At 74.8% G+C, this 23,879-nt stretch carries 24 protein-coding genes; 6 read left to right on the top strand and 18 right to left on the bottom strand.

Translation table 11 applies throughout. The features are described from left to right. Positions 1–279 precede the first annotated feature (279 nt). Complete coding sequence (locus PU704_RS05550; RefSeq protein ID WP_075871323.1) at positions 280–987, top strand: AfsR/SARP family transcriptional regulator; 708 nt, start codon at positions 280–282, stop codon at positions 985–987. Positions 988–1,063: 76 nt separating this feature from the next. Here the strand turns inward: PU704_RS05550 and PU704_RS05545 are convergent, their stop codons facing one another. The 8 genes from PU704_RS05545 to PU704_RS05510 all read right to left on the bottom strand — a co-directional run bounded on the left by PU704_RS05545 (position 1,064) and on the right by PU704_RS05510 (position 13,095). Continuing rightward, positions 1,064–5,131 carry a Pls/PosA family non-ribosomal peptide synthetase gene (locus tag PU704_RS05545; protein ID WP_277550559.1) on the bottom strand — a complete coding sequence of 1,356 codons (4,068 nt, stop codon included), beginning with the start codon at positions 5,129–5,131 and terminating at the stop codon, positions 1,064–1,066. A gap of 397 nt (positions 5,132–5,528) precedes the next feature. Then, entirely contained in the window at positions 5,529–6,431 is a 903-nt protein-coding gene (locus PU704_RS05540; RefSeq protein ID WP_277550558.1) for an FAD:protein FMN transferase, read from the bottom strand. A gap of 124 nt (positions 6,432–6,555) precedes the next feature. Beyond that, a complete protein-coding gene (locus PU704_RS05535) occupies positions 6,556–7,509 on the bottom strand; it encodes a glycerophosphodiester phosphodiesterase (protein ID WP_277550557.1) in 954 nt (317 codons plus the stop codon). 160 nt (positions 7,510–7,669) lie between these two features. Then, positions 7,670–8,461, bottom strand: coding sequence for a di- and tripeptidase (locus PU704_RS05530; protein WP_075871327.1), 792 nt, complete (start codon positions 8,459–8,461; stop codon positions 7,670–7,672). A gap of 105 nt (positions 8,462–8,566) precedes the next feature. After that, complete coding sequence (locus tag PU704_RS05525) at positions 8,567–9,541, bottom strand: acyl-CoA thioesterase (protein ID WP_047802934.1); 975 nt, start codon at positions 9,539–9,541, stop codon at positions 8,567–8,569. A 35-nt stretch (positions 9,542–9,576) separates the two neighbouring features. Continuing rightward, positions 9,577–11,406, bottom strand: a complete 1,830-nt coding sequence (locus PU704_RS05520) for a pyruvate kinase (RefSeq protein ID WP_277550556.1) — start codon at positions 11,404–11,406, stop codon at positions 9,577–9,579. After that, the gene (locus tag PU704_RS05515; RefSeq protein WP_380112899.1) at positions 11,403–12,665 is read right to left on the bottom strand and encodes an endonuclease/exonuclease/phosphatase family protein; all 1,263 of its coding nucleotides are present in this window, start codon (positions 12,663–12,665) and stop codon (positions 11,403–11,405) included. Before PU704_RS05515 ends, PU704_RS05520 begins: the two co-directional genes overlap by 4 nt. 76 nt (positions 12,666–12,741) lie before the next feature. Continuing rightward, positions 12,742–13,095 carry a hypothetical protein gene (locus tag PU704_RS05510; protein WP_075871329.1) on the bottom strand — a complete coding sequence of 118 codons (354 nt, stop codon included), beginning with the start codon at positions 13,093–13,095 and terminating at the stop codon, positions 12,742–12,744. Between the two features lie 222 nt (positions 13,096–13,317). Between PU704_RS05510 and PU704_RS05505 the strand changes: the two genes are divergently transcribed. Further along, the gene (locus tag PU704_RS05505; RefSeq protein WP_277550555.1) at positions 13,318–13,983 is read left to right on the top strand and encodes a cyclodeaminase/cyclohydrolase family protein; all 666 of its coding nucleotides are present in this window, start codon (positions 13,318–13,320) and stop codon (positions 13,981–13,983) included. On the opposite strand, the gene PU704_RS05500 is transcribed toward PU704_RS05505, so the two are convergent. After that, positions 13,949–15,466, bottom strand: a complete 1,518-nt coding sequence (locus PU704_RS05500; RefSeq protein ID WP_277550554.1) for an MDR family MFS transporter — start codon at positions 15,464–15,466, stop codon at positions 13,949–13,951. The two genes, PU704_RS05505 and PU704_RS05500, sit on opposite strands and share 35 nt — an antisense overlap. Before the next feature lie 92 nt (positions 15,467–15,558). On the opposite strand from PU704_RS05500, the gene PU704_RS05495 reads away from it, so the two are divergent. Further along, positions 15,559–16,329, top strand: coding sequence for a spermidine synthase (locus tag PU704_RS05495; protein ID WP_277550553.1), 771 nt, complete (start codon positions 15,559–15,561; stop codon positions 16,327–16,329). A 108-nt stretch (positions 16,330–16,437) separates the two neighbouring features. After that, positions 16,438–16,836, top strand: coding sequence for a DUF779 domain-containing protein (locus tag PU704_RS05490; RefSeq protein WP_380113002.1), 399 nt, complete (start codon positions 16,438–16,440; stop codon positions 16,834–16,836). Here the strand turns inward: PU704_RS05490 and PU704_RS05485 are convergent. From PU704_RS05485 to PU704_RS05465, 5 genes are all read right to left on the bottom strand, one after another. Further along, positions 16,811–17,212, bottom strand: coding sequence for a YqfO family protein (locus PU704_RS05485; RefSeq protein ID WP_277550552.1), 402 nt, complete (start codon positions 17,210–17,212; stop codon positions 16,811–16,813). The genes PU704_RS05490 and PU704_RS05485 overlap by 26 nt on opposite strands. Beyond that, the gene (locus PU704_RS05480) at positions 17,202–18,173 is read right to left on the bottom strand and encodes a cation diffusion facilitator family transporter (RefSeq protein WP_277550551.1); all 972 of its coding nucleotides are present in this window, start codon (positions 18,171–18,173) and stop codon (positions 17,202–17,204) included. The genes PU704_RS05485 and PU704_RS05480 overlap by 11 nt, the downstream gene beginning before the upstream one ends. Before the next feature lie 67 nt (positions 18,174–18,240). Continuing rightward, the gene (locus PU704_RS05475; protein WP_082157305.1) at positions 18,241–18,579 is read right to left on the bottom strand and encodes an acylphosphatase; all 339 of its coding nucleotides are present in this window, start codon (positions 18,577–18,579) and stop codon (positions 18,241–18,243) included. Further along, positions 18,576–19,058: a pyridoxamine 5'-phosphate oxidase family protein gene (locus tag PU704_RS05470; RefSeq protein ID WP_047802939.1), complete on the bottom strand. Its 483-nt coding sequence runs from the start codon at positions 19,056–19,058 to the stop codon at positions 18,576–18,578. Before PU704_RS05470 ends, PU704_RS05475 begins: the two co-directional genes overlap by 4 nt. Positions 19,059–19,276: 218 nt before the next feature. After that, entirely contained in the window at positions 19,277–19,936 is a 660-nt protein-coding gene (locus PU704_RS05465) for an SDR family oxidoreductase (RefSeq protein WP_277550550.1), read from the bottom strand. Positions 19,937–20,113: 177 nt separating this feature from the next. On the opposite strand from PU704_RS05465, the gene PU704_RS05460 reads away from it, so the two are divergent. Beyond that, positions 20,114–20,281, top strand: a complete 168-nt coding sequence (locus PU704_RS05460; RefSeq protein WP_156266881.1) for a hypothetical protein — start codon at positions 20,114–20,116, stop codon at positions 20,279–20,281. A gap of 54 nt (positions 20,282–20,335) precedes the next feature. Here the strand turns inward: PU704_RS05460 and PU704_RS05455 are convergent, their stop codons facing one another. The 3 genes from PU704_RS05455 to PU704_RS05445 all read right to left on the bottom strand — a co-directional run bounded on the left by PU704_RS05455 (position 20,336) and on the right by PU704_RS05445 (position 21,572). After that, entirely contained in the window at positions 20,336–20,668 is a 333-nt protein-coding gene (locus PU704_RS05455) for a cupin domain-containing protein (RefSeq protein ID WP_062735208.1), read from the bottom strand. Beyond that, positions 20,656–20,973, bottom strand: coding sequence for a hypothetical protein (locus tag PU704_RS05450; RefSeq protein WP_277550549.1), 318 nt, complete (start codon positions 20,971–20,973; stop codon positions 20,656–20,658). The genes PU704_RS05455 and PU704_RS05450 overlap by 13 nt, the downstream gene beginning before the upstream one ends. Before the next feature lie 98 nt (positions 20,974–21,071). Further along, the gene (locus PU704_RS05445) at positions 21,072–21,572 is read right to left on the bottom strand and encodes a pyridoxamine 5'-phosphate oxidase family protein (protein WP_277550548.1); all 501 of its coding nucleotides are present in this window, start codon (positions 21,570–21,572) and stop codon (positions 21,072–21,074) included. Positions 21,573–21,779: 207 nt separating this feature from the next. On the opposite strand from PU704_RS05445, the gene PU704_RS05440 reads away from it, so the two are divergent. After that, the gene (locus PU704_RS05440) at positions 21,780–22,622 is read left to right on the top strand and encodes an SDR family oxidoreductase (RefSeq protein WP_277550547.1); all 843 of its coding nucleotides are present in this window, start codon (positions 21,780–21,782) and stop codon (positions 22,620–22,622) included. Here PU704_RS05440 and PU704_RS05435 read toward each other — a convergent pair. Then, positions 22,580–23,878 carry a cytochrome P450 gene (locus tag PU704_RS05435; RefSeq protein WP_277550546.1) on the bottom strand — a complete coding sequence of 433 codons (1,299 nt, stop codon included), beginning with the start codon at positions 23,876–23,878 and terminating at the stop codon, positions 22,580–22,582. The genes PU704_RS05440 and PU704_RS05435 overlap by 43 nt on opposite strands. Between the last annotated feature and the right edge of the window lies 1 nt (position 23,879).

Here is a 23,879-nt window from a genome sequence, read left to right as displayed (position 1 = left end):
CCGGGGATCAGCCTTGTAACACTGTCCGGGGTGCGGCACAAACCCCGGGTCGGTTTACGAACGTCAACCCGTGTCGATCGTTTGCTTTCGACGACATCCGGCCGTTCGCTTTTGACTCACAGCACGTCTGCCGGGATCATCGGTGCTGACCCCTCTCTTCCTGCGGCCCCCGATCCGGCGCCGCGGGGCCGGGGGGAGGATGTCCCGCCCACGGTCTTCGGGGGAAGACCGGCAGGGCGCACCGGGGCAATCGGCTCATGACAGTGGGGGATCATGGCAATGGATGGGGAACACTCGATCACGCTGCGGCTGCTGGGCAACGTCGAGGTCGAACTCGACGGCTCGGTGCTGGCCCTGGGTCAGCGGCAGCAGCGGCTGCTGGCAGCCCTGGCCGTCCTCGGCCCCAAGCCGCGGCGCTTCCTCGGCGAGCTGCTGTGGCCGGACCGCACGGCCGAGCGCGCCATGGGCAGCCTGCGCACCACCGTCTTCAACCTCTCCCGCCAGGTCCCCGGGGCGGTGGGCACCCGCGGCAACAACATCGCCCTGGCCGACCCGGTCGTGGTGGACCTGCACGAGCTGCGCGAGTCGCTGCACGAGGCGGCCGCCGCGACCGCGCCCCCCACGGAGGACCCGTGGTTCCTCGACCCGGCCGGCGCGCAGCTGCTGCCCGGCTGGTACGACGGCTGGGTGATGGCCGAGCAGGACCGGCTGCGGACGCTCTACGTCAACGCCGTGGAGCACCTGGCGCGGCTGTCCCTCGAGCACGGGGACTTCTACCGGGCGCACCTGCTGGCCGCCAACGTCCGAGCCCTGGACCCCCTGCGGGAGAGCGCGGTCCGCGTCCTGATCGAGGCGGATCTCGGCCTGGGCAACAACGCCCCGGCCCTGCAGACCTTCCGCAGCTTCTGCAGCACGATGGCCGACGAGCTCGGCGCCCCGCCCTCCCCGCAGATCACCCAGCTGATGGGCTACATGCGCAGCGCTTGAGGCGTCCTCGCCCCGGTGGGCACGGTGTCCCCGCGACCAGGGTCGCGGGGACACCTGTGTGCCGTCCACGGCCGGCTCAGCGGCCCGTGGTGAGCGCCGCCGAGGCGGAGCGCACCGGGATGCCGCGCCAGTTCGTCCGGGGCAGCAGCTGCTCGCCCTTCATCACCAGCGACAGCCCGTCCACCGTGGCGCCGGCGCCGACCGTCGTGTCGTAGAGCACGATGGAGCGCGCTCCGACGCTGGCGCCCTCGCCGATCTCGACGTAGGACATCTTCATGACCCGGTCCTCGAACAGGTGCGTCTGCAGGGACACGTCCGTCGAGACGGCGGCGTCGTCGCCGATGTGCACGAGGTCGAACTCCGTCAGGTAGGTCGTGCCGATGTAGGTCCGCCGGCCGATCTGCGCTCCGAACAGGCGGAGCACCGGGCCGATCAGCGGGGTGCCCACCAGGCCGCCGACGAGCGCGGGGACCGCGGCGGACTCGTAGACGCCGGTGACGAACTCGCTGCGCCGCACGAAGTTGTCCCACAGGGGCTCGATCCGCTGCCGGTACCGGCCCACGATGGCCCACTTGAGGACCACGACGGCGAGCACCACGGTGAACCCGGTGGCGAGCGCGACGAACGGCAGCACCGCGACGAAGCCGAGCAGGCTCAGCTGCGGCACGAGGCTCACCGAGGCCAGCAGGCCGAGGTAGCCGATCAGGCCGATCAGGGCCGGGGGCACCGTGATGCGCAGCGCCTCGATGATCAGCCGGGCGGCCACCTTGCCGCGGGACGGCCGGAAGGTGAGGCTCTCGTCGTAGTTGCCGCTGTCCTGCCGGCGGGGCAGGAACATGGCCGGCGAGCCCAGCCACGAGGTCCCCTCCGGCACGTCGGCCGGGGGCACCGAGGCGACGCCCACGAGGGAGCCGTCGCCCATCCGGGTCCCGGACGGGACGAACGCGGCGTTGCCCACGAACGAGCGGTCGCCGACGACGGTGCGCTCCATGTGCAGGTGCCCGTGGTGGTACACGGCGCTGCCCACGCTGGCCATGTCCGCGACGAAGCTGCCCTCCCCGAGGGTGAGCAGGTCGGGGTCGATGTGGCCCACCGTGGACACCTCGGAGCGGGGACCGACCCGGGCGCCGAGAACGCGCAGCCAGGGCACGGTGTACAGCGTGGCGTACAGGGCGTTGGTGCTCTCCAGGCTGGTGCTCAGCAGCTGGTCGGCCATCCACTTGCGCACGCCGAGACCGCTGCGGACCGGGTGGATGCCCGTGGGGGTCCGGCGCAGGACGATCGCCCGGCCCACGGCCACCACGGTGCACACCGTGAGGACGTAGACCACGCCCACGGCCGGGGTGAGCGCCAGGCCCACCGGCAGACCGAACTCGATGGCCGCGATCCAGATCATCAGGAAGGACGGGAGCACCAGGACGAAGGGCAGCACCTCGAGGGCGGCCCAGCCCAGCAGCAGAGCGGCCACGAGCGGGGCCGGCCAGCGGCCGCCCGGCAGGGGACGGCGCTCCATCCGCTCGAGCAGCTCGTCGTCCCCGTCGGCGGGCCGGGACGGGGAGCCCAGCCAGTGCTCCCCGGCGGGGATCACCTGGTTGCGCGCGGCCAGGGACTGCTCCGCCAGCCGGGCGCCGTCCTCGACCCGGGAGCCGGGTTGCAGCAGGGCGTTGGCGCCCACGAACGCGTCGTCGCCGACCCGCACCGGGGCGATGGTCACCCAGCCCTCCTCCACCTGCGCGGTCTGCACGGAGGACCCGTAGCCGATGCTGGCGCGGGAGCCGATGCTCACGAGGGAGGGCAGGCCCACGGCGGCGGTGCCCACGTGGGCACCGGCGCCGACCTCGGCGCCCAGCAGGCGAAGGTAGCCGGCGGCCATCGGCGTGCCGGTCAGGAGGCTGAGCGGGGAGAGCCGGGTCAGTCCGTCGATGCACCACAGCAGGAAGTACTGCCTCCCCCAGAGCGGGTGGTGCCCCGGCCGGACGAACCGGCCCAGCACCCGCGAGCCCAGGAACGGCAGGAAGAAGCGGGCGAGCACGGAGACCAGCACGCCCACGAGCAGCATGTCCCACATGAGCGGGTAGCTGAACTGCCCGCCGTAGGAGTAGAGGACCGCGGCGAGCGGGGAGCCCACGACCATGGCCGCCAGGACCATGGTCGTCACCTGGGCCGTCCCGCAGAGGGCCACCCGCCCGCTCGTGTGGTGCAGGGCGGTGGGGCGGTCGTCCGGGTCGGCCGTGGCCGGGACGGCCGCCGGGGCGGCGTCGAGGTGGCGGGCCAGGTCCCGGACGGTCGGGTAGGTGTAGATGTCCGCGATGGAGATGTCCTGCTCGGGGAGCTCCCGGCGCAGCTCGGAGGTGGCGGTCGCGGCGAGCAGCGAGTGCCCGCCGAGCTCCAGGAAGAAGTCCGCCTCCGCGGAGAGCTGGTCGACGGGGATCCGGAAGACCCGGGACCAGACCTCCGTGAGCTGCCACTCCGACTCGGTCTGCGGCGGGACCAGGCCCACCGTCGTCACGAAGCGGGGCGAGCTGGGGTCGGGGAGGTTCTTCCGGTCCACCTTGCCGCTGACCATCATCGGCATGGCGGGCAGGATCTCGTAGAAGGAGGGCACCATGTACGGCGGCAGGGCCGCGGTCACGGAGTCGTGGAGCAGCTCGAACAGGGCGCGCTCGTCGCGGACCTCGCCGCGCAGCGTGAGGAACGCCGCCACGTCGTCGCCCCCGGAGACGAGCTTCACGGCGGCGTCCGCCACCGCGTCGTCGCGCCGGAGCACGTTCTCGATCTCCTGCAGGTCGGCGCGGTGGCCGCGGATCTTCACCTCGCTGTCGGCCCGGCCGAGGTACTCGATCTCGCCGTCGGGCAGGATCCGGCCCAGGTCGCCGGTGCGGTAGATCCGCCCGGCCCGGGGTCCGTCCGGGTGCGGCCGGAAGCGCTCCTCGGTCACGTGCGGGAGGTTGACGTAGCCGCGGGCCACGCCCGGGCCGGCGATGCAGATCTCCCCGGGCTCCCCCTCGGGCACCTCGTTCATCGACTCGTCGAGGATGCGCACCTCGTAGGTGGGCAGGGGCTTGCCGATGGTCACGGGCCGCCCGGGGGTCAGCTCGCCCCACGTGGCGGTCACGGTGCCCTCGGTGGGCCCGTAGGTGTTGAGCATCCGGCGCCCGGGCGTGGACCAGCGCTCCACGAGATCCGCCGGGCAGGCCTCTCCGCCCACGAGGATGCTGCGGATGCCGGGCAGGTCGTGCTCGAGGGTGGCCAGGACGGTCGGCACGCAGTACAGCACGGAGATCTCCATGCGCTGCAGGAACTCGACGAGTCCCCGGCCCAGCCGCGCCTCGTCCGTGGGGCCGGCCACCAGGGCGGCGCCGACGGCCCAGGTCGGCCAGATCTCCTCGATGGAGAAGTCGAAGGCGATGGTCATGCCCTGGTAGACCCGGTCCTCGGGACGGACGTCGTAGACCTCGGGCACGATCTCGATGAAGTTGCAGATGCTCGAGTGCGCGACCTCCACGCCCTTGGGGCGCCCGGTCGAGCCCGAGGTGTAGATGATGTAGCAGGTGGGGTCGCCCTCGTGGCGGACCTCCGGCCGGTGGGCGGGCGCCGCGGCGAGCTGCTCCTCGATCCGCCCGACGTCGACGACGTCGACGGCCGCGTCCTCGACGAGCGGCACGAGCTCCGCCGAGGTGAGCAGCAGGGCCAGGTCCGAGTCCTCGGCGATGAACTGCACGCGGTCGGCGGGCAGGTTCGGGTCGATCGGGACGAAGGTGGCACCCGTCTTGAGGACGGCCAGCAGCGACGCGTACAGCATCGTGGAGCGCTGGAGGAGGATGCCCACGCGGTCCCCGACGGCGAGGCCGTAGCTCGCGATCAGGTGGGCCATGCGGTTGGCCAGCTCGTCCAGCTCCGCGTACGTGTAGGCCTGGCCGTCGGCGTGCAGGGCCTGGGCGTGCGGCGTGAGGTCGCAGCTGCGCTCGAAGAAGTGGTGGAGCCGGCTCGGCCTCGTCCCGGCGCCCCGGGCCTCCCGTGCCGAGGAGTCCGGCCTCGACCGCGCCCCGGCGGCGCCCCCCTTCACCGCAGCCTCGCCCCACAGCACTCGCTCTGCCGACGACCCCCCGTCGCGGCGGTGTGAGCGTTGTGGTGCTGAGGTCATGTCCAACTCCTTTCGACGCGCGAACACCGGTGTTACCGGCAGGTCCGTTCTACGCAGGGGGCTGTTATGCCCCCCTCACGCCGCCGTCACCGCGGCGTTATCGATGCGTCATCGTCGAGTCGGTCCCGGGCGGCGGCGGGGCGCGCCCGGCAGAGGCGCGGGCCCGACGTGGGCGAGATCACAGGACGCAGCCCCGTCCGAGGGGTCGTTTTCGACTGCAATCGAGCGGTTCCCGGGCCGGCGGCCGTCGGCGGGAGCGGGTCGCCGCGCGCGCCGGGTCCGGCAGGCGGGTCCTCGGGCCTCGCCGGCGGGCACGGTCCCCGGAGGAGAAAAACCCCGCCGTGTTACTTTTCGTGAACGCAGGGGCACGCACACGGGCGCCCGCCGGCGGCGCCGGTCAGGCGGCCGCGTGGCCCGTCCGGCCGGGCCAACCGGGTGTCCGGAGCCGGCGCCGGAGCGTGCTTCCGGGCCGCGAGCCGGCGAACTCGCCCTCCGCGCCGCACGCCGCGACCCAGCCGGGAGCGTCCCCGCCGAGCACGTGGGCAGCGCGGGCGTAGGCCTGGGCCTCCACCGCGTTCCGCGCGGCCACCACGACACGGTCCCACGGACTCTCCGCCGCGGCACCGGTGACCGGGTTGACCAGGGCGCTCCCCGGCCGGGGAAGCACGGCGAGACCCCGGTGGCCCGCCGCCAGGAGGCCGGCCCAGGCGGCGGCGCCCAGGGCCGGGTCCGGGGCGGGGCCCGGACCGGTCCCCGGTGTCGCGGCCAGGGCGGCGGCCTCGGCGGGAGGGCCGGCGACGGCCAGCACCGCGCCGGTGCGGGCGACGAGCCCGTGGCCGGGGAAGGTCTCCTCGAAGATCCGGGCCGTGCGGTCCGCGGCCCAGGCGTCGGCGACCTCGGCGAGGTCCAGCACGGTGCCCCGCCGCATCCGCAGGCGGCGGGCGGGCAGGTCGAGGTCCAGGTGGGCGATCCCCGGGGCCGGGCGGGCTGGCAGACCGTCCTGGGCCCGCCATGCGGCGTCGCCGGTGGTGGGGTCGACCAGTCCGCTGGTGAGGCGGGTGGCCCGCAGCGCCGCGGCGAGGATCTGCGCGAGCACGGGACCGACGACCACGTCGACGTCCTCGTGCTCGGCGAACCGGTTCAGCAGGGACAGCTCCGAGTCGATGCGCTCGGGCGCCACGGCCGCGGAGACCTCACGGTGGACGCGCTCGGCCACCCGCCGGGCCTCCTCCTGGAGGTCCGGGGCGGGGGCGCGGACGGTGTCCCGGCTCGGCGCCCCGGGCGGGATGGGGGTGGACATGGCCGTCTCCTGGCGGTCTCGTGTCGGCGCGTGCCGGAGGACGCGGAAGGCCCTGCGCGACAACGGGCAGGTGGTGCCGAGCATACGCGCGGCGGGGCCCGCCGGACGGTGACGTGACCGCTCGTTACCTGACCGTCATCGCGGCGGAGCGGGGGCGCCCCGGTCCGGGCGCCGGCACCGGCGGGCCGGCGGGGATCCCGGCGCCGCCGTCCCGCCCGCCGGCCGCCGCGGTCCAGCGCAGCACGTCGGCCGGACGGTTGGAGGTCAGCTGCTGGATGCCCAGGGCGCGGCACAGGTCCACGTCCCGCGCCGTGTCGATCGTCCAGGCCCGCAGCACGCGCCCGTCGGCGGCCCACCGGCGCACCAGGTCGGGCCGGGCGCGGACGAAGTCGATGCCGGGTCCCACGATGTCCACGAGCCCGGTCGCGATGACGGGCAGCGCCGGGGGCACCACGAGCCGCATCCCGGCGTGCAGCACGGCGGCGGTCGTGCGGTTCACGCGCAGGCTCTCCCGGACCGTGCGGCGGGTGGTGGTCTCCACCAGCTGGCACACGTGGCGGGCGGGCACCGTCTCGAGCAGGTGGCGGACGGCGTCGGGGTGGAAGCTCATCAGCGAGACCGTGATCCGGCCCAGCCGGCCGGTCTCGGGGTCCCACCCCTCCCGCATCAGCACGTTCAGGACCTCCTCCTCGAGCTGGTGGCCGTACGGGCTGGGGTGCTTGGTCTCCACGGCCAGGCCCACGGGCCGGCCGGCCCCGCGCAGCAGGTCCAGCAGCTCGGGCAGGGTCAGCAGCTGGCGGTCGCGGGACCCGTGGCTCGGCGGGATCGGCACACCCTTCCAGGACACCCAGTCGAGGCGGCGCAGCTCGGCGAGCGTGCGCGCCGAGACCGGACCGCGGCCGTCGCTCGTGCGCCCCAGCTGGGCGTCGTGGTGGAGGACGAGATGGCGGTCCCGGGTCAGGTGGACGTCGCACTCCACGCCGTCCGCCCCGTCCAGCAGCGCCTGGACGTAGGCGGCCCGGGTGTGCTCCGGGTAGGCCGCGCTGGATCCCCGGTGGGCGTAGACGATCGGTCGCACGGCGCTCCCTCGGCTCCGGGCGGGGCGGTGACCCCGCTCTCGGCGCCACACTAGGGAGGCGCGGTGAACGGGCCGCCACGTCCGGGCGGATGGGCCGTGAACGGCGACGACGCCCCGCCGGAGGGCGGGGCGTCGTCGGAGCGCGGGGCCGGTGCGGCGGCTACTTCCCGCCGGAGATCTCGCCGTGGGCGGTCGTGTCCGCGGTGCTGTCCCCGCCGCCGAACCGGGGGGCCCGCTCGGAGAGGGCGAGCTCGGCGGGGAAGTCGGCGGGCAGCGGCCCGAACGCCTCGTGGGTCGCGCTGATGACCTGCTTGGACATGGCCAGGTTCGCGCCGCCGCCGACGATCGCGCCCACCCCGAACGGCAGGGCGCGGCCGAAGACCGCTCCGGTCTGCTTGAGCAGGAAGCGCTTGACGAACATGTTGCGGATGATCCGGCTGACGTCGAAGGTCTTCGAGTCGTCCTTGCCCATCATCAGGCCCCAGGACGACATCATGCCCTTGCCCTTGGTGCCGCTGGCCAGGATCTGGTTCATGACCTGCCGGCCGTCCTCGCCGAGCATGAGGGCCATGACCATGGTGCGGGTCCTCTCGGGGTCCTCGGTGTGCACCCCGTGCAGCTCGGCGATCGCCTGGGCGTAGAGGGCGGTGGCCTCGAGGTAGCCGACCACCGCGAAGGAGGACAGCCCGAGGGAGGCGACGGTGCCGACGCCGGGGACCACCGCGGTGGCGCCGACCGCGCCGCCCTCGACGGTGACGGACCGGACGTAGATCTTCTCCAGGCGCCGGGCCAGCTGCTCGGGCGTCTCGTCCGGGTACTTGGCGCGCACCTTCTTCACGAACGCGAGCACGACCGGGCGCTGGGCGCGCAGAACGGTGTCCAGGAACTTGTTCATGGCCGGCTTGGGCTTGCCGTGCTCGTCGAAGGCCGAGCTCAGGGGGTTCAGGTCCATGGGGGTGCTCTCCTCGTGCAGTGCCGGGACAGTGGTCTGCGGCCCACTATATGCACAGCCCACTGAGCAGGCGCCGGGATTCGCCGACGGCGGAGGTGAGGACCCTCAGTCCCCCGGCAGCAGGGAGACCGAGGGGTCGACCCGCTGGAAGGAGTCCGGGAACTCGGCGCGCAGCCGGACCAGCTCGCGGGCGAAGGCGTCCAGGTCCCGGTCCTCCTGGCTCACCGGGTGCCACTGCCGGGCGGGCAGGGCGTGCCCGGTGTCGTCGAGGGCGACCATGACCATGAGGCAGTTGGTCGTCAGCTGGAGCTCGCCGGTGGCGGGGTCCCCGGACCAGCAGTTGACGGAGATGTGCAGGCCCCGGGCCGCGGTGTGGATCAGCCGCGCCCGGACCTCCACGAGGTGGCCGATGTGCATGGGCCGGTAGAAGCGGACCCCGCCCGCGTACACGGCGATGACCGGGCGCCCGGCCCACCGGGACCCGCACACGAACGCGGCCTCGTCGATCCAGCGCATGGCCGTGCCGCCGTGCACCTTCCCGCCCCAGTTGATGTCCGTGGGCGCGGCGAGGAAGCGCAGCACCGTCTCCTCGGCCGTGCCCTCGTCGGTGTACTTCTGCTCCGCCATCAGCGCCTCGATGCTGTTGCGCAGCTCGATCCGCCGCTTCGTGACCGCCTGGTGCCGGCGCTCGTGCTCGGTCTCGGGCGTCCACTGCGGGACCGGGGTGGGGCGGCCCTCGCCGTCGACGGCCACCATGATGATCAGGCAGGTGTCCCGCAGGGTGACCCCCTGCTCGCGGGGGTCCGCGGAGGCCACCTCGACCCGGATGTGCATCGAGGAGCGGCCGGTGTGCACGATCTGCGCGGCGACCTCGACCATGTCCCCCACGCTGACCGGGCGGTCGAAGTGGATGTTGCCCACGTAGGCGGTGACGCAGTAGGCCCGCGACCAGCCGACGGCGCACGCGTACGCGGCCTTGTCGATCCACTCGAGCACGCGCCCGCCGTCCACGGTGCCGGTGCGCCCGGCGTCGGTCGGGGCGGCGAGGAAGCGGAGCACAGCGGTGTCACGGGCGGCCATGGCACCAGTGTGGCACGGTCGCCCCGGGCCGGGGCTCACCGGGCGAACGGCGCCCAGGCGTTGAGCCGGCGGAGCATGTCCGACTTCTTGTGCGCGTGCCCCTCCATGCGCACCAGGATGTCGTCGAGCGCCTCGATCGCGTCCACCACGAACGGCCCCTTGTTCAGCATCACGCACTCGGCGCGCTGGCCCATCGCCGCGTCGGTGACCTCGGCCCGGGAGGGCAGGCCCTTCTTGGCCAGCGACTCGAGCACCTGGGTGGCCCACACGACCGGGACGTGCCCGGCCTCGCACAGCCACAGGATCTCCTCCTGCACCTCGGCCAGTCGTTCGAACCCGGCCTCGACCGCGAGGTCGCCGCGGGCGATCATCACGCCCACGTCCTGCCAGCGCATCGCCTCCAGGAGCATCGACGGCAGGGCCTGGAAGCCGCCCACCGTCTCGATCTTGAGGGTGATGTCCAGCTCGCGGCGGCCGACGGCCTCCAGCTCCTCCAGCAGGTCGGTCACGTCCTGGCGCGAGCGCACGAAGGACATGTTGACGGCGTCCGCGTGCTCGGCCACGAAGGGCAGGTGCGCGCGGTCCTCGTCGGTGAGCGCCGAGATCCGCAGGTCGGTCTCGGGCAGGTTGATGCCCTTCCGCGCCCGGAGCTTCGCGCCGCCGGGCGCGGCCTGCAGCACCGCGAGCTCGATCTCCTCGGGGGACACGGCCGTGATCCGGCACCGGATCTTCCCGTCGTCGAGCCACACGGGCTGCCCCTCCCGGGCGTCGGTGAAGGCCTCGGGCAGCGAGCAGCCGATCCGGTGCGGCCCCTGCGCCCGGACCGGGGCGGGGGCCATGTCGCGGGTCAGCACGAGCACGTCGCCGGTGCGCACGCGCAGGTGCTGCTCGACCGCGGGCAGCTCGCCGAGCACGCCCTCGGTGCCGTCCTCCGCCTCGACGGCCAGCCCGGTGGCGAAGTACACGGTCTTGGAGCACTCCACCAGCACGCCCGGGCCGGTCGCCTCCAGCACCCGCAGCGTCCGCCCGGAGCCGCGCGCGTCCTTCAGCCGCAGCCTCTCCCCCGGCACGCGCGCCGCGATCCAGGCGGGGTCGGCCACGGGAACGGCGGGGGCGTCGTCGTCCACCCCCGGGTCCGGGTCCCCCAGCCACAGGCGGGCCGGTACGGTGACCCGGCCGCGGCTGTCCCGGACCGGCTTGATCTTCTCGACCTGCGGGCCCGGCTCGACCGGCCCGGTGCGCAGCTTGGGCCCGGCGAGGTCCATCGCCACGCGCACCTCGTGCCCGGTCGCGCGCTCGGCCGCCCGCACGTGCCCGATCATGGCCTCCCACCGCTCCGGGCCGTCGTGCGCGCAGTTGATCCGGGCCACGTCCATCCCGGCGCGGACCATGGACTCGACGAGACGGCGGTCCCCGGCCGCCTCCGCGGGCAGGGTCACCATGATGCGGGTGCGCCGGTCCTCCCGGCCCGGTCCCAGCAGGGCGTCGGTGTTGCGGCGCAGGACCTCGGTCCCGGGGAGCTCCGGCTCCTCGAGGGGGACCCCGGGGTCGGGGGCGGCGAAGACCTCGTCGGTGCGGGCCGCCAGCATCTGCAGGGTCTCCACCACCGCGGTCAGGTGGGTCATGACGCCCGCCTCCATCCGTCCGAGCGAGGACACGCCCAGACGGCTGAGGTCGCGCTGCAGGTCCCGGACGTCCTGGCTGCGCACGGCCACGTAGTCCACGAGGTTCAGGGCGGAGCGGCGGTGGCGGGGGGTCACCCGCTCCAGCTCCGGCACCGCGGCGCGGCGGGCCGCGGCGACCACCTCGACGAGGGCGAGGAGGCGGTCGAGCAGCTCCGCGGCGCGCTCCTGCCGGGCGGTCATCGCCGGCCTCCGGGGGCCACGTCGACCCACACGGGGCGGTGGTCGGAGGTGGGGAACGGGTGCTCGCCGGTCAGCTCGGCGCCCGGCTCGCCGGGGACGGGCCAGAACACCCCGGCGCCGGTCACCCGCAGGTTCCGCGAGGGCAGCACGTAGTCGGCCCGCAGGTTGCCGGGGGCGGGGTCGTCGGCGAAGTCCGCGGTGTCGTGGGCGGGGTCGGAGCGGTGGGCGAGGTTCGCCCCGCCCTGCCGGGCGGCGGCCTCGGGGCCTCCGGCGGAGGCGGGCAGGGGGTCCTGCACGCGCGGGTGCTCCAGGAGCTGCTGGATCGCCCCGGGCCACGAGTCGCCGTCGAGCGGGTCCGCGTTCTGGTCGCCCATCACCACGAACCGCTCCCCCGGCCGCAGCCCGCCGCGCGCGCCCTCGTCGTCGTAGACGTAGGAGGACGCCGCGGGACCGCGCACGTAGTCGGCCCAGAACCGGATCTCGTCGGCGTTGCGCCGGCCGTTGCGGTCCTCGGGCCCGTCGAAGGTCGGCGGAGTCGGGTGGGACGCCAGCACGTGCACCGTCGTGGTCCCGATGCGCACCGGGACGTCCCAGTGGGACTTGCTGGACAGCCGCAGCCGCTCCGCGTGCCCGGGGGCATAGTGCTCCGCGGGCAGGCGGCTGCCGGGCATGTCCGCCCACCGGAAGTCCCGGAAGGTGCGGATCCGGTCGGTGTCGAGCGGGTGCTTCGAGTAGAGGACCATGCCGTACTGGCCGGGGAAGAACCCGAAGCCCCACGCGTCCTCGGGCCCGCCCACGACCCCGTCCCGGTTCAGGTCCAGGCCCGAGGGCTCGCCCGTGTTCACCGGGGCGGTGTAGACGTACGGGTAGTGCACGGGGTCCTGTCCGCGCTGCGGGACCTCCAGGTAGTTCGTGCGGAACAGCTCCGCCGAGCGGCCCGCCGCGTCGTGGTCGAACTCGTTGACGAGCAGCACGTCCGGGGCGGTCCGCTGGACCACCTCGGCCACGGCCCGTGCCTGGGCGTCGTCCGGGGTGGCGAGGTCCTGCCGCAGCTGCCCCGGGGCCGCGCGGTTGAGGGACGCGTTGTAGGTCATGAAGCGCACCGGGTCCTGTGCCGCCACGGCCTGCTCCCTCCCGTGTCCGGGGGCCCGGTCGTGGCCCTGCGCCCGGGCCGGGCCCTCTCCGGCGGCGGCCGGGAGGCCGGCGCCCATCAGGAGCGCCGCGAGCCCCACTGCCGCCGTCGATCTGCTCGGTCCCAATGATCCTCCTCGTCCGCCCGGCTGTCAGCGCCGACGGTAGCGGGTCCGGGCGAACAGCGGTTGAACGGAGAGCGGCTCAGGCGGCGCGGGCGAGCGGTGACCGGCGCAGGCGGTAGCCGTGGACCGGGACGAGCCGACGGGCGCCGGTTCCCGCCTCCAGGATCCAGAGCAGGCCCAGGTGCGGGGCGGACTGGCCCACGGTGCCCACGTGGCAGAGGGTGCCCTGCTCCCACACCTCGATCCGGTCCCCGGGGCGGATCAGGGCCGGGTCCCCGAGCCAGGTCTCGTCGACCGGGGTCGCCTCGGCGGGAGAGCCGGCAGGAGAGTCGGCGGGAGGAGCGGCGGGGACGGGGACGATGTCGGCGGGTGCCGCGGCGATCGTGGGGCCGGCGGGGATCGTGGGGCCGGCGGGGGCGGGAAGAGCGGTCATGGGGCACGTCCTCTCGGGGCCGGGCCCTGTGGGGGCCGGGGCCGTCGACTGCGGTTTCGTCGGACGCCCCCAGGATCGTCCGCCGATGTGGCCGGGACGTTTCGGTCCGGTTGACGGAGCGTGCCGTCACGCCGGGAGGCCTGTGAGATCGGCCACGGGCCGTTAGGCTCGTGCGGACGCCGCGCCCGTCCCGGCGCCGGCCCGCCACCGGAAGGATCCGCCGTGAGCAGCTCGCAGAACACCGGTCCCGAGAGGACCAGCCCGGAGATGACCAGCCCGCAGAAGATCAACTCGGAGAACATCAGGACCTACGTGCAGCGCATGGCCTCGGACGCGCCCGCCCCGGGCGGCGGCGCCGCCGGGGCGCTGCAGGCGGCGCTGGGCGCGGCCCTGCTCGCCATGTCCGCGCGGTACTCCACCGGCTCGGAGCACGCGGCGGACGCGGCCGCCCGCGCCGAGGAGCTGATCCCGGCCGCGCTGCGGCTCGCCGACGCGGACGCGGAGGCCTTCGGGGAGCTCTCCGCGGCGTACGGGCTGCCCCGGGACACCGACGAGCAGCGGGCCGCCCGGTCGCGGGCGGTGCAGGAGGCCACCGCTGGGGCGGCCCGGCCGCCGCAGGAGCTGATCGGCGTGGGCGCGGAGGTCCTGGGCCTGGCCCGGGAGCTGACCGGCTGGTGCAACCCCAACGTGCTCAGCGACGTCGCGGCGGCCGTGGAGGCCGCCCGCGCCGCCGTCGCGACCGCGCTGGTCACCCTGGAGATCAACGTCCGCGCGCTCAAGGACGAGTCCGTGGTGGAGGGGCTGCGGGCGGAGGCGGCCCGCGGCGAGCGGGCCGTCGAGGACGCCGCGGAGCTCAGCCGGCGGATCCGGGAGCGGGTCCAGGACTGAGCGCGGGCCGGCGCACCGCGAAGGACCCGGCCACGGCCAGCAGCGAGATGATCCCGCCGCACAGGAAGGCACTGCGCACGCCCGCCTCGGTGGCCTCGGGCCCCGCGGCCCCGGAGGCCGCGGCACCGGCGGCTCCCAGGGTCAGGACGGTGACGAACAGGGCCGTGCCCGCGGCCCCCGCCACCTGCTGCAGGGTGCCCACCATGGCGGAGCCGTGCGAGTACAGCCGCTCCGGCAGGGAGCCCAGGCCCGCGGTGAACAGCGGGGTGAACATCAGGGCCAGGCCCGTGCTGAGCACCACGTGGGCGAGCAGCACCATCGGCACCGGCGTGGCCGCCGAGGTGGACGCCAGGTACCACAGGGACCCGCTCAGCAGGACCGAGCCCGGCACGAGCAGCACGGTGGGGCCCGAACGGTCGTAGACCCGCCCGACGACGGGCGCGAGCAGGCCCATGACGAGCCCGCCGGGCAGCAGCAGCAGGCCCGTGCCCAGGGGGTCGAGACCGTGCACGGTCTGCAGGTAGATGGGCAGCACGATCAGCGTGCCGAAGAGGGCCATCATGCTGACCGCGAGCACCGCCGTGGACGCCGTGAACACCCGGGACCGGAACGTCCGCAGGTCCAGCAGGGCCCGGTCCGTGCGCTGCAGCCGGGTCTGGCGCCGCACGAACACGGCCAGCGCCGCCAGTCCCACGGCCAGGGGGGCCCACGCCGGGACGGCGGCCTCCCCGCCCTCGCCGAGCGTGCTCAGGCCGTAGACCAGGCCGCCGAAGCCCAGGGCCGAGAGCACCACGGAGACCACGTCCAGCGGCGCCGGGCGGGGCTCGGTGACGTTCTGCATCCGCCACGCGCCCAGCAGCAGGGAGCCCACCGCGATGGGCAGCACCAGGATGAACATCCACCGCCACTCGAGCACGCTGAGGATGACGCCCGAGATGGTCGGCCCCACGGCGGGGGCGACCGAGATGACGATGGAGATGTTGCCCATGACCCGCCCGCGCCCGGCCGGCGGCACGAGGGTCAGGACCGTGGTCATCAGCAGCGGCATCATGATGGCGGTGCCGCAGGCCTGCACCACCCGCCCGGCGAGGAGGGTCCCGAACCCGGGCGCGGCCGCGCAGACGAGGGTGCCGAGGCTGAACAGGGTCATGGCGGTCAGGAACACGGGCCGGGTGTGCAGGCGCTGGAGCAGGAACCCGGTCACCGGGATGACCACGGCCATGGTGAGCATGAAGGCGGTGGTCAGCCACTGGCCGGCGACCGCCGTGACGGAGAGGTCGGCCATGAGACGGGGCAGGGCCACGCCCATGATCGTCTCGTTGAGGATCACCACGAACGTGGAGACGAGCAGCAGCCCGATCACCAGGCGGTTGCGGGCGGAGTGGTCGGTGCCCGCGGCCGGGGCACCGGTGCCCGGGACGCCGGCGGTGGGTGCGGGGGCGGGGACCGGCGCGGTCTCGGACACGGGGACGTCGGGGCTCATGGGCAGGGGATCCTTCGGGACGCAGCAGGGGTACACCGGTGCAGCCACCCCGCGCCCCGGTTCATTCCCGTCCGGGACGTGACAATGGGCTCATGCGCAGATATCTCAAGGACGCCGGCGTGCACGCCGAGATCATCCCGGACGGCTTCACCGAGGGCGGGTTCGTCCTGTCCATCGGCGGGGCCGAGCAGTCCCACGTGAACCTGGCCCGCCCGGAGGAGATCTTCTACGAGTACCTGCGCCGGGTCGCCAACGTGGTCGACGTCGTGGCTGCCCCGGGCGCGCCGGTCACCGCGGTGCACCTGGGCGCCGGGGCGCTGACCCTGGCCCGGTACGTGGCGGCGACCCGGCCCGGGTCGCCGCAGGCGGCCGTGGAGCTCGAGCGGGAGCTGCCCGCGTTCGTGCTCGAGGCGCTGCCCCTGCCCGCGGGGGCGGAGGTGCGCGTGGTCGTCGACGACGCCCGGGCGGCGCTGCCGCACGTCGTGGCCCCCGGGACCGCGGACCTCGTGGTCCTCGACGTCTTCTCGGGCCGGGACGCGCCCGGGCACCTCACGGAGCCGTCCTTCTACGCCGAGGCCGCCGGACTGCTGGCGCCGGGCGGCGCGCTCGTCGTCAACGTGGGCGACGACCCCGGGCTGGACTTCTTCGCCGGCCAGGCCCGGGCCGCGCGCTCGGCGTTCGCGGACGTGTGGTGCCTGGCCGAGGCGCGGCTGCTCACCGGCCGCTACCCGGGCAACCTGGTCCTCGTGGCCGGCCGCCGCCCTCTGCCCCGGGAGTGGGCGGACGCCTTCGCGGCGGCCGGGCCGCACCCGGCGGGGGTGCTGGACGGGCTGGGGCTGGAGGAACTGCTCGCCCGCCTGTAGCCTGGCTCACACCGCCGAGCCGAGGAGCGCGCCGTGAGCAGCACCGACCACACCGTGCCGGGCACCGCCGGGAGCGGCGCCGCGGACCGCTCCGCGGGCACCGCCGTCCTGGAGTCCTCCCCCGCCGTCGAGGGCGAGACCTTCTCCCGGGTGGCCCTGACCCCGGCCGCCGTGGAGCTGCTCGGGACGCTGCGGGAGCGGCACGGCCGGCTGATGTTCCACCAGTCCGGCGGGTGCTGCGACGGGTCGGCGCCCATGTGCTATCCGGCCGGGGACTTCCTCACCGGTCCGGCGGACGTGCTCCTGGGCGTCTTCCGGCTGCCCGGCGACCCGGCCACGGCCGAGCTGGAGTTCTGGATGTCCCGGGAGCAGTTCGAGTACTGGAAGCACACCCTGCTCACGGTGGACGTGGTGGTGGGGCGCGGCTCGGGCTTCTCGGTGGAGGCCCCGGAGGGCAAGCGGTTCCTCATCCGCTCCGCGCTCATGCCGGACCCGGCCGCCTCCTGAGCCGGCCCTGCTCGTCGAAGGACGGGCCCCGGTCGTGGACCGGGAAGGTGGCGAAGGCCGGGACCTCGTAGGGGTGGGCCCCGGCCATCGCCCGCAGCACGCGCTCGCGCTCGGCCGCCGGGTAGAGGGTCTCGATCCGGACCTCGTCGACCTCCTCCGGCCGGCCGACCTCCCCGATCGTGGGGTCGGCCCCGGGCAGCGGCGTGAAGCGGCCGGTCCCCGGGCTGACGAAGGCCACGTGGGAGTAGTGACCGGCGCGGCCGGCCCCGGCGTCGCCGAGGGCCTGCAGGACCTGCTCCGCGTGCGTGGCGGGGACGTAGACGACCAGGCAGTGCTGCCCGGCGCCCGGGGGCTCGCTCGGGGGCTCAGGGGTCATGGGGCGCGCACACCTCCGGCTCGACGTGGTCGGCGGGTTCCAGCTGGATCGTGGAGTGCTGCACGGAGACCGGGAAGTGCTCGGCCACGCAGCGCTGGATCCGGCCCAGGGCCTCGGCTGACCCGCCCGCGTAGAAGTACTCCTCCTCGAGCACCACGTGGGCGGTGAGCACGGGCAGGTCCGAGGAGATCCGGGAGGCGTGCAGGTCGTGGACCTCCACCACGTGGGGCAGGCCGAGGATGTGCCCGCGGACGTCGGCGAGGTCCAGGCCGGGGGGCGCGCTCTCCAGCAGCACGGACAGGGACTCCGTGAGCAGCCGGATGGTGCGGGGCACGATGAGCAGCCCGATGAGCAGGGCCACGACGGCGTCCGCCTGCACCCAGCCGGTGAGCGTGATGACCACGGCCGCCACGATCACCGCCACGGAGCCCAGCGCGTCGTTGAGCACCTCGAGCATCGCCGCCCGCAGGTTGAGGTTGGAGCGGCGGCCCCCGAAGAGCACGACCATCGCCACGAGGTTGCCGAGCAGCCCCAGCACGCCGAAGACGATCAGCTCGGCGGAGGCCACCGGCTGCGGCTCGACGAAGCGGCGCACCCCCTCCACCAGCACGAACAGCCCCACGGCCAGCAGCACCCCCGCTTGCAGGGCCGCGGCCACGATCTCGGCGCGCCGCCAGCCCCACGTGCGCCGGGCGGTCGGCGGGCGCAGGCTCAGCTGCGCGGCGACCAGGGCGAGCAGCAGCCCCCCGGCGTCGGTGAGCACGTGCGCGGTGTCGAGGAGCAGGGCCAGGGACCCGGTCCAGAGCGCACCGGCGAGCTGGACGACGAACAGGGCGGCGGTGATGCCGAACGCGGTGGCGATCCGCCACCGGTCGGTGCCTGGCCCGGCGTGCGAGTGCCCGGGCCCGTGGTCGTGCCCGTCCGCCGCGCGCCCGCGGACTCCGGTGTGGTCGTGCGCCATGCCTCCATCGTAGAACGGCGGGGGCGTGCCTTCGCCGCAGCGCGGCGGGGCCGGCGCACCGGTGGGCTCAGCCCGTGCCGAAGGCGCTGAACTCGCCGGTGGCCGGGCCGTAGTGCGAGTCCACCTTCATGACGGCGCCGGGCGCCTCGCGGCCGTGCAGGGCCTGGAGCAGGTCCCGCACGGCCCGCCGGGGACCCTCGGCGATGATGCCCACGGTGCCGTCGCTGTTGTTGACGGCCGAGCCGACCAGGCCCAGCTCCTCGGCCCGGTGCGCGGTCCACCAGCGGAAGCCGACGCCCTGCACGGCGCCGTGCACCACCGCGGTGAGCCGCAGCGGCTCGTCGAGGTCCAGCTCGTCCGGGTCCCGGCCCTCGGAGGCGCCCTGGTGGACCGGCGGCAGGCTCACAGGTCCACCACCGTGGACTCGCCGGGGTCGATCTGCTCGCCGGTGGCCCGGGCCTTCGCCCACCGCAGGGCGGTGGCGACCGTTCCCGGGCCGCGCCAGTGCTCCGCGGTCTCGGTACGCACGCGCAGCACGACCAGGCCGGGGGTCGAGGGCCCGTCCGGGTAGTAGGCCCTCAGCGCGTCCGACCACAGCCCCTCGACCACCGCAGGGTCCTCGACCACCTCGGCGGCGCCGGAGATCGACACCCACTCGTGGTCGCCCACGAAGGCGACGTTGACGGCGTCGTTGGCCCGCACGTCCCGCACGGCGGAGGTGTCCCGGCTCGTGAAGAAGTCCAGGTCCTCCCCGGGGGCGACGTCGACCACGGTCATGGGCCGGCTGACGAGCTTGCCGGTGGGCTCCCGGGTGCCGAGCATGCCCACGCGGGTGCGGTTCACGAACTCGACGATGTGCTGGATGTCATCCTGGTGCGTGCTCATGAGCCCAGCGTAGGGAACGACCGTGCTCCGGGGCACGGCGGGGCGCGGGAATTCTTCGTGGGCGGAACCGTGTGTCGGCCGCCGGGCCGCCCGGGCGGCCCGGCTCGACGCCGCGGTGGGCGCCCGGGGGGGGCGTCCCGGGGGCCCGCGCGACGAGGGGCGGCGCCGGGACCCGTGCGGGCCCCTGCGCCGCCCCTGGTCCGGACGGGATCAGCCGCTCAGCCCACGACCTCGAGGGCGTCGGAGATCAGCGTGTCCCCGTCGGAGAAGTCGATCTTCTTGCCCACGGTGGAGGGGTCGTCCAGCACGGCCCCGACCACCAGCGCCACGTTGGCGCGGGAGGTCTTGCGCTCGCCGTCGCGCTCGCCCGTGGAGACGTCGATCTTGCCGCTGGCCTCGTCCTCGGTGAGGCTGCCCGGGCCCACGATGGTCCAGTTCAGCGCGGAGGCGCGCAGGTGGTCGTCGGCGTCGGCCTTGGCCTGGGCGTAGGCGTAGAAGGGGTCGTCCTCGGGGATGCCGTGATCCTGGCCGGCCCCGAAGTAGGAGACCATCACGAAGCGCTTGGCGCCCGCCACCTCGGCGGCGTCCATGGCGCGGATGGCCGCGTCGCGGTCCACGGCGTAGGTGCGCTCGGGGCTGCCGCCGCCGGCACCGGCGCTCCACACCACGGCGTCGTGGCCCTCGAGCAGGTCGGCGATCTGCGCGACCGAGAGCTGCTCCACGTCGGCGACCACGGGGGTCGCCCCCGTGTTCTCGACGTCGTCCGTGTGGTCCGGGTTGCGGAAGATGCTCGTGACGTCGTTGCCGCCGGTCTTGAGCAGCTGGGAGAGGATGAGTGCGACCTTGCCGTGGCCGCCGATGATGGCTACGTGGGACATGGGGGTGCTCCTAACAGTGGGGAGGGAGTGCGTCTTCCTCCCCGACGCTAGCCGTGTCCGGGCCACAGGGACACGGCTCACGCGCAGGGCGAAACCGGGAATGCGCGCAGGCCCCACCGCCGCGGGGTCCGGCTCGGGTAGCCTCGGTGCGGCCCTGTTCCCGACCGAAGGCTCCCCGTGCTGATCTTCCAGGTCCTGCTGTCCACGATCGCCCTGGTCCTGCTGGTCGCCGCGCTGATCGACGGCGCGGCGACCCTCGCGCTCATCGCGGCGATGATGCTGATGATCGCGCTGTCCGGGGTGTTCATCGCCTACCGCAGGGAGAAGCAGCTGGGCCGCCGCTGAGCCGTCCCGGGGGCGCTCCGGGCGCTGGGCCGCGTGCCGGCGGTCCGGCCGCGGCTACTCGGCGGCGTCCTCGATGCCCGTCACCGCGGTGAGCAGGAGGACCGCGTCCTCCAGGGCCTCCACCGAGTGCCGCTCCACGGGCAGCACGTGCAGCTGCCCGGCCTCGAGCACCAGGTCCTCGCCGGAGGTGACGCGGATGCGTCCGTGCAGGATCTGGAGGCTGCCGGCGTACGGGGCGTTGTGCTCGGCCAGCACCGTGCCCTCCTTCAGGGCCACTAGCGTCTGGCGGAGCACCCTCTGGTGCAGCAGGCGCTCCGAGCTGCGGCCGTGGCCGTTGTGGCGGGCCTCGTTGAGGTGCTGCAGGGCGATCTCGTTCAGGTGCCGCATGGTTCTCCTCCTAGGTGGGTGATCCGGTCGCCGTCGCCGCGGAACGAGGCATTGCGCCAGGCGGTGCTCACCGGGTTCTTCGACGCGCGGCGCAGCCCACCCGGCCCCCGGCAGCGATTGTGGCCGGTCCCGGCGCGCGCGGGCGTGGCAGGCAGCCGGTCGAGGTCGAACTGCGGATCGGTCCGCGAGCGCGGCGCCGTGCGGATGCCGGCGACGCGCTGCCCGCCGAACTCCCGCAGCAGCTCCCCGCGCTCCCCCGCGGAGCGGGTGGAGTGCCCCACGGTGTGGAGGGTGTGCGCTGCCATGCCCCCACCCTACTGACCGCCCCCCCCGGGAGCCCTCCGGGGCCGACACGGCCGGCTCCGCGGCCGCTGGGGCGGGCGGCTGCGGCCGCCGCGGAGTCTCACGGCTCGCCGGGCCCGGCCTCGGTCCAGCGGGCCGAGCCGCCCGGGGTCCGCCGGTCCACGGCAGCCGGGCTGTTCCACGCGGCCGGGTCCACCACCGGGAAGCGGCGCCCCGTCACGGCGTCCGGGACGATCCGCACGAACCGGTCCTTCATCCCGGCCTGCCACGGGAACAGCGGGAGCTCCAGCACGGCCATGAGCGCGTGGCCGCGCTGCACCTCCTCGGCGGGGCCCTTGAGGACCACGCTCCACGCCGTGGAGGTCGCCGGGTCGTGCCCGTCGACCTCGAAGGCCACCGGAGCGGCGGCCATCGCGGCGGCCGTCTTCGTGCCCGCCGCGGAGCGCAGGACCACCGACTCCCCGTCCACGGCGTAGTTGACGGGGAAGATCTCGGGCGCCCCGTCCACCACCACGGCCAGCCGGCCGAGCCCGGCCGTGCTGAGCAGCTGCCAGCAGGCCCCGGCCGGGAGCTCCTCCACGTCCTTGCGGTACCACTCCATCACCGGCTCCTGCCTCTCGCGTCCCGCCACGGCGCCTGCCCGCGGCGCCTGCCCGCGGCGCCTCCCCCGCGGTGCCTTCCGCGAGGCTTGCCTGTGCCCAACCTATGCCGGGCCGGGCGCGGAGGGAACGGCATGACGCACCGGCCCGGCGGAACGGGCCGGCGGAACGGTCATGCGCAACCGGCGGGGAGTGCGAGAATGGCCGGCATGAGCGTGGTGATCGCGGGATGCGGAGACCTGGGCACGGAGATCGGGCTGCGGCTGGCCGACCAGGGGCACGAGGTGCTGGGGCTGCGCCGCCGGGCGGAGCTGGTGCCGCCGCCCCTGGCGGGGGTGCCCGTGGACCTGAGCGCGGAGGTGCCCGAACTGCCCGGCGACGTGGAGCTGCTGGTCGTGGCCACGGCCGCGGACGGGCGCGCCCCGGAGGCCTACCGCGCCGCCTACCTCGACGGGCAGCGCCACCTGTTCGACGGGCTGCGCGCCGCCGGGGCGCTGCCCCGCCGGGCGCTGCTGATCTCCTCGACCGCCGTGTGCGGGGACGCCGACGGCGCCGAGGTCACCGAGGACGATCCCCCGGCCCCCGCGACCCCCACCGCGCAGATCCTCCTGGAGGCCGAGGAGCTGTTCCACGAGCAGTTCCCGCACGGCACCGTCCTGCGGCTGTCGGGGATCTACGGGCCGGGCCGGACCCGACTGATCGACAAGGTGCGCTCCGGGGACACGGCGGCCGGGGCCGCCTGGACCAACCGGATCCACCGCGACGACGCCGCCGCGGCCGCCGTGCACCTGCTGACCATGGAGGCCCAGCCGCTGACGCTGTACCTGGGCACGGACGACGAGCCCGTGCCGGAGCGGGAGGTCCTGGAGTTCCTGGCCCAGGAGCTCGGCGCCCCGCTGCCCGAGGACGTGCCGGAGGCCGACGCGCCGCGGCGGGGCTCGAAGCGGCTGTCCAACGCCCGGCTGCGGGCGTCCGGGGTGCAGCTGCGCTATCCCACCTACCGGGAGGGCTACCGGGCGGTGCTCGCTGGGGAGGGTTCGCGCCACCCCTGAGCGGCGCCCACCCGCAGCACCACGTCCCGCACCTCGTAGGCGGCGATGAGCTCCACCCAGGAGACCCGGGGCGGGTGCGCGAACTCCAGGGGCAGCTGCAGCAGCCGCTGCAGGAAGACGTCGGTCTCCTGGACCGCGATGAACCCGCCCGGGCAGCGGTGGGCGCCGTCGCCGAAGGACATCACCTCGGGGCGCACGCCCTTGGGCCGGGAGCGCTCCGGGCACAGCTGCCGGGCGTCCTCCCCCAGCTCCTGCGGGTCCGCGTTGGCCTGCCGGACGTAGAGGTCCAGCAGCGCCCCCGCCGGCACCTCGTGGCGCTCCTCGCCGTCCTCCAGGACCAGGTCCTGGGTGGTGCGGCGGTAGAGGTGGCCCACCACCGGCTCGAGGCGCAGGATCTCGTGCAGGATCCCGTGCCGGGCCGGCTCCTCGGCGGCGAGGTACTCCGCGCGGAGCCCGTCGTCCTCCAGCAGGTGCCAGGCCGCCACCGCGATGAACTCCCGGGTGGTGGCCATGCCCGCGGCGGCGTAGGTGAGGCACTCGACGAGGATCTCCCCGTCCGTGTAGCCCTGCTGGAGCAGGTGCGAGATCACGTCCTCCCTCGGCTGCCTCCGCCGCGCCCGGACGGCCGGGCGGACGTCCCGGAGCCGGAAGGCGCTCATCGCCCACACCGGCCGCACGGCGCCGACGACGGCGCCCAGCCGCCCCGGGAGCCGGCGCTGCGGGGCCCCGGAGGAGCCGGTGACGGGGCCGCTGAAGAAGCGCTCCAGGCGCCGGGACATCCCGCCGATGTCCGAGTTCGTGAGTCCCACGACCTGGGCGGCGACCTCCACCGAGTAGCGCAGCGTGACGGCGGAGAGTTCCGCCCCGCCATCCCTCCGGATCCGCTCGACCAGTTCGTCGGCCCGCTGCTCCATCAGGTCCCGGTAGCGGCGGCGCACGGTGGCCGGGGTGAAGAACTTGGCGGTGGCGCTGCGCTGGCGCCGGTGCTCCGGGCCGTCCGCGTAGAGCACGGGCGGGTGGTCGCCGGTCAAACCCTGCCGGGCGGTCTCGGCGCTGAACCCGGCCTGCACCGTGGCGTCGGCCTCCCGCAGCACCTGGCGCACCAGCGGCAGGGCGCGGACGTGCCAGACGCCGTCGCGCACCTCCACCCGGGGTGTGGCCCGCTCCCCGGGCGGCGCGGTCCGGCGCCGGTCGCTGTGCGGATCGCTGTGCGGATCGCCGTGCGGGACGGGGCAGCGGGCGTCGTGGTCGCTCATG

It is taken from the genome of Kocuria oceani (assembly GCF_029524215.1).
Classification (GTDB): Bacteria; Actinomycetota; Actinomycetes; order Actinomycetales; family Micrococcaceae; genus Kocuria; species Kocuria oceani.
This window is presented reverse-complemented; position numbering and strand designations above follow the sequence as displayed.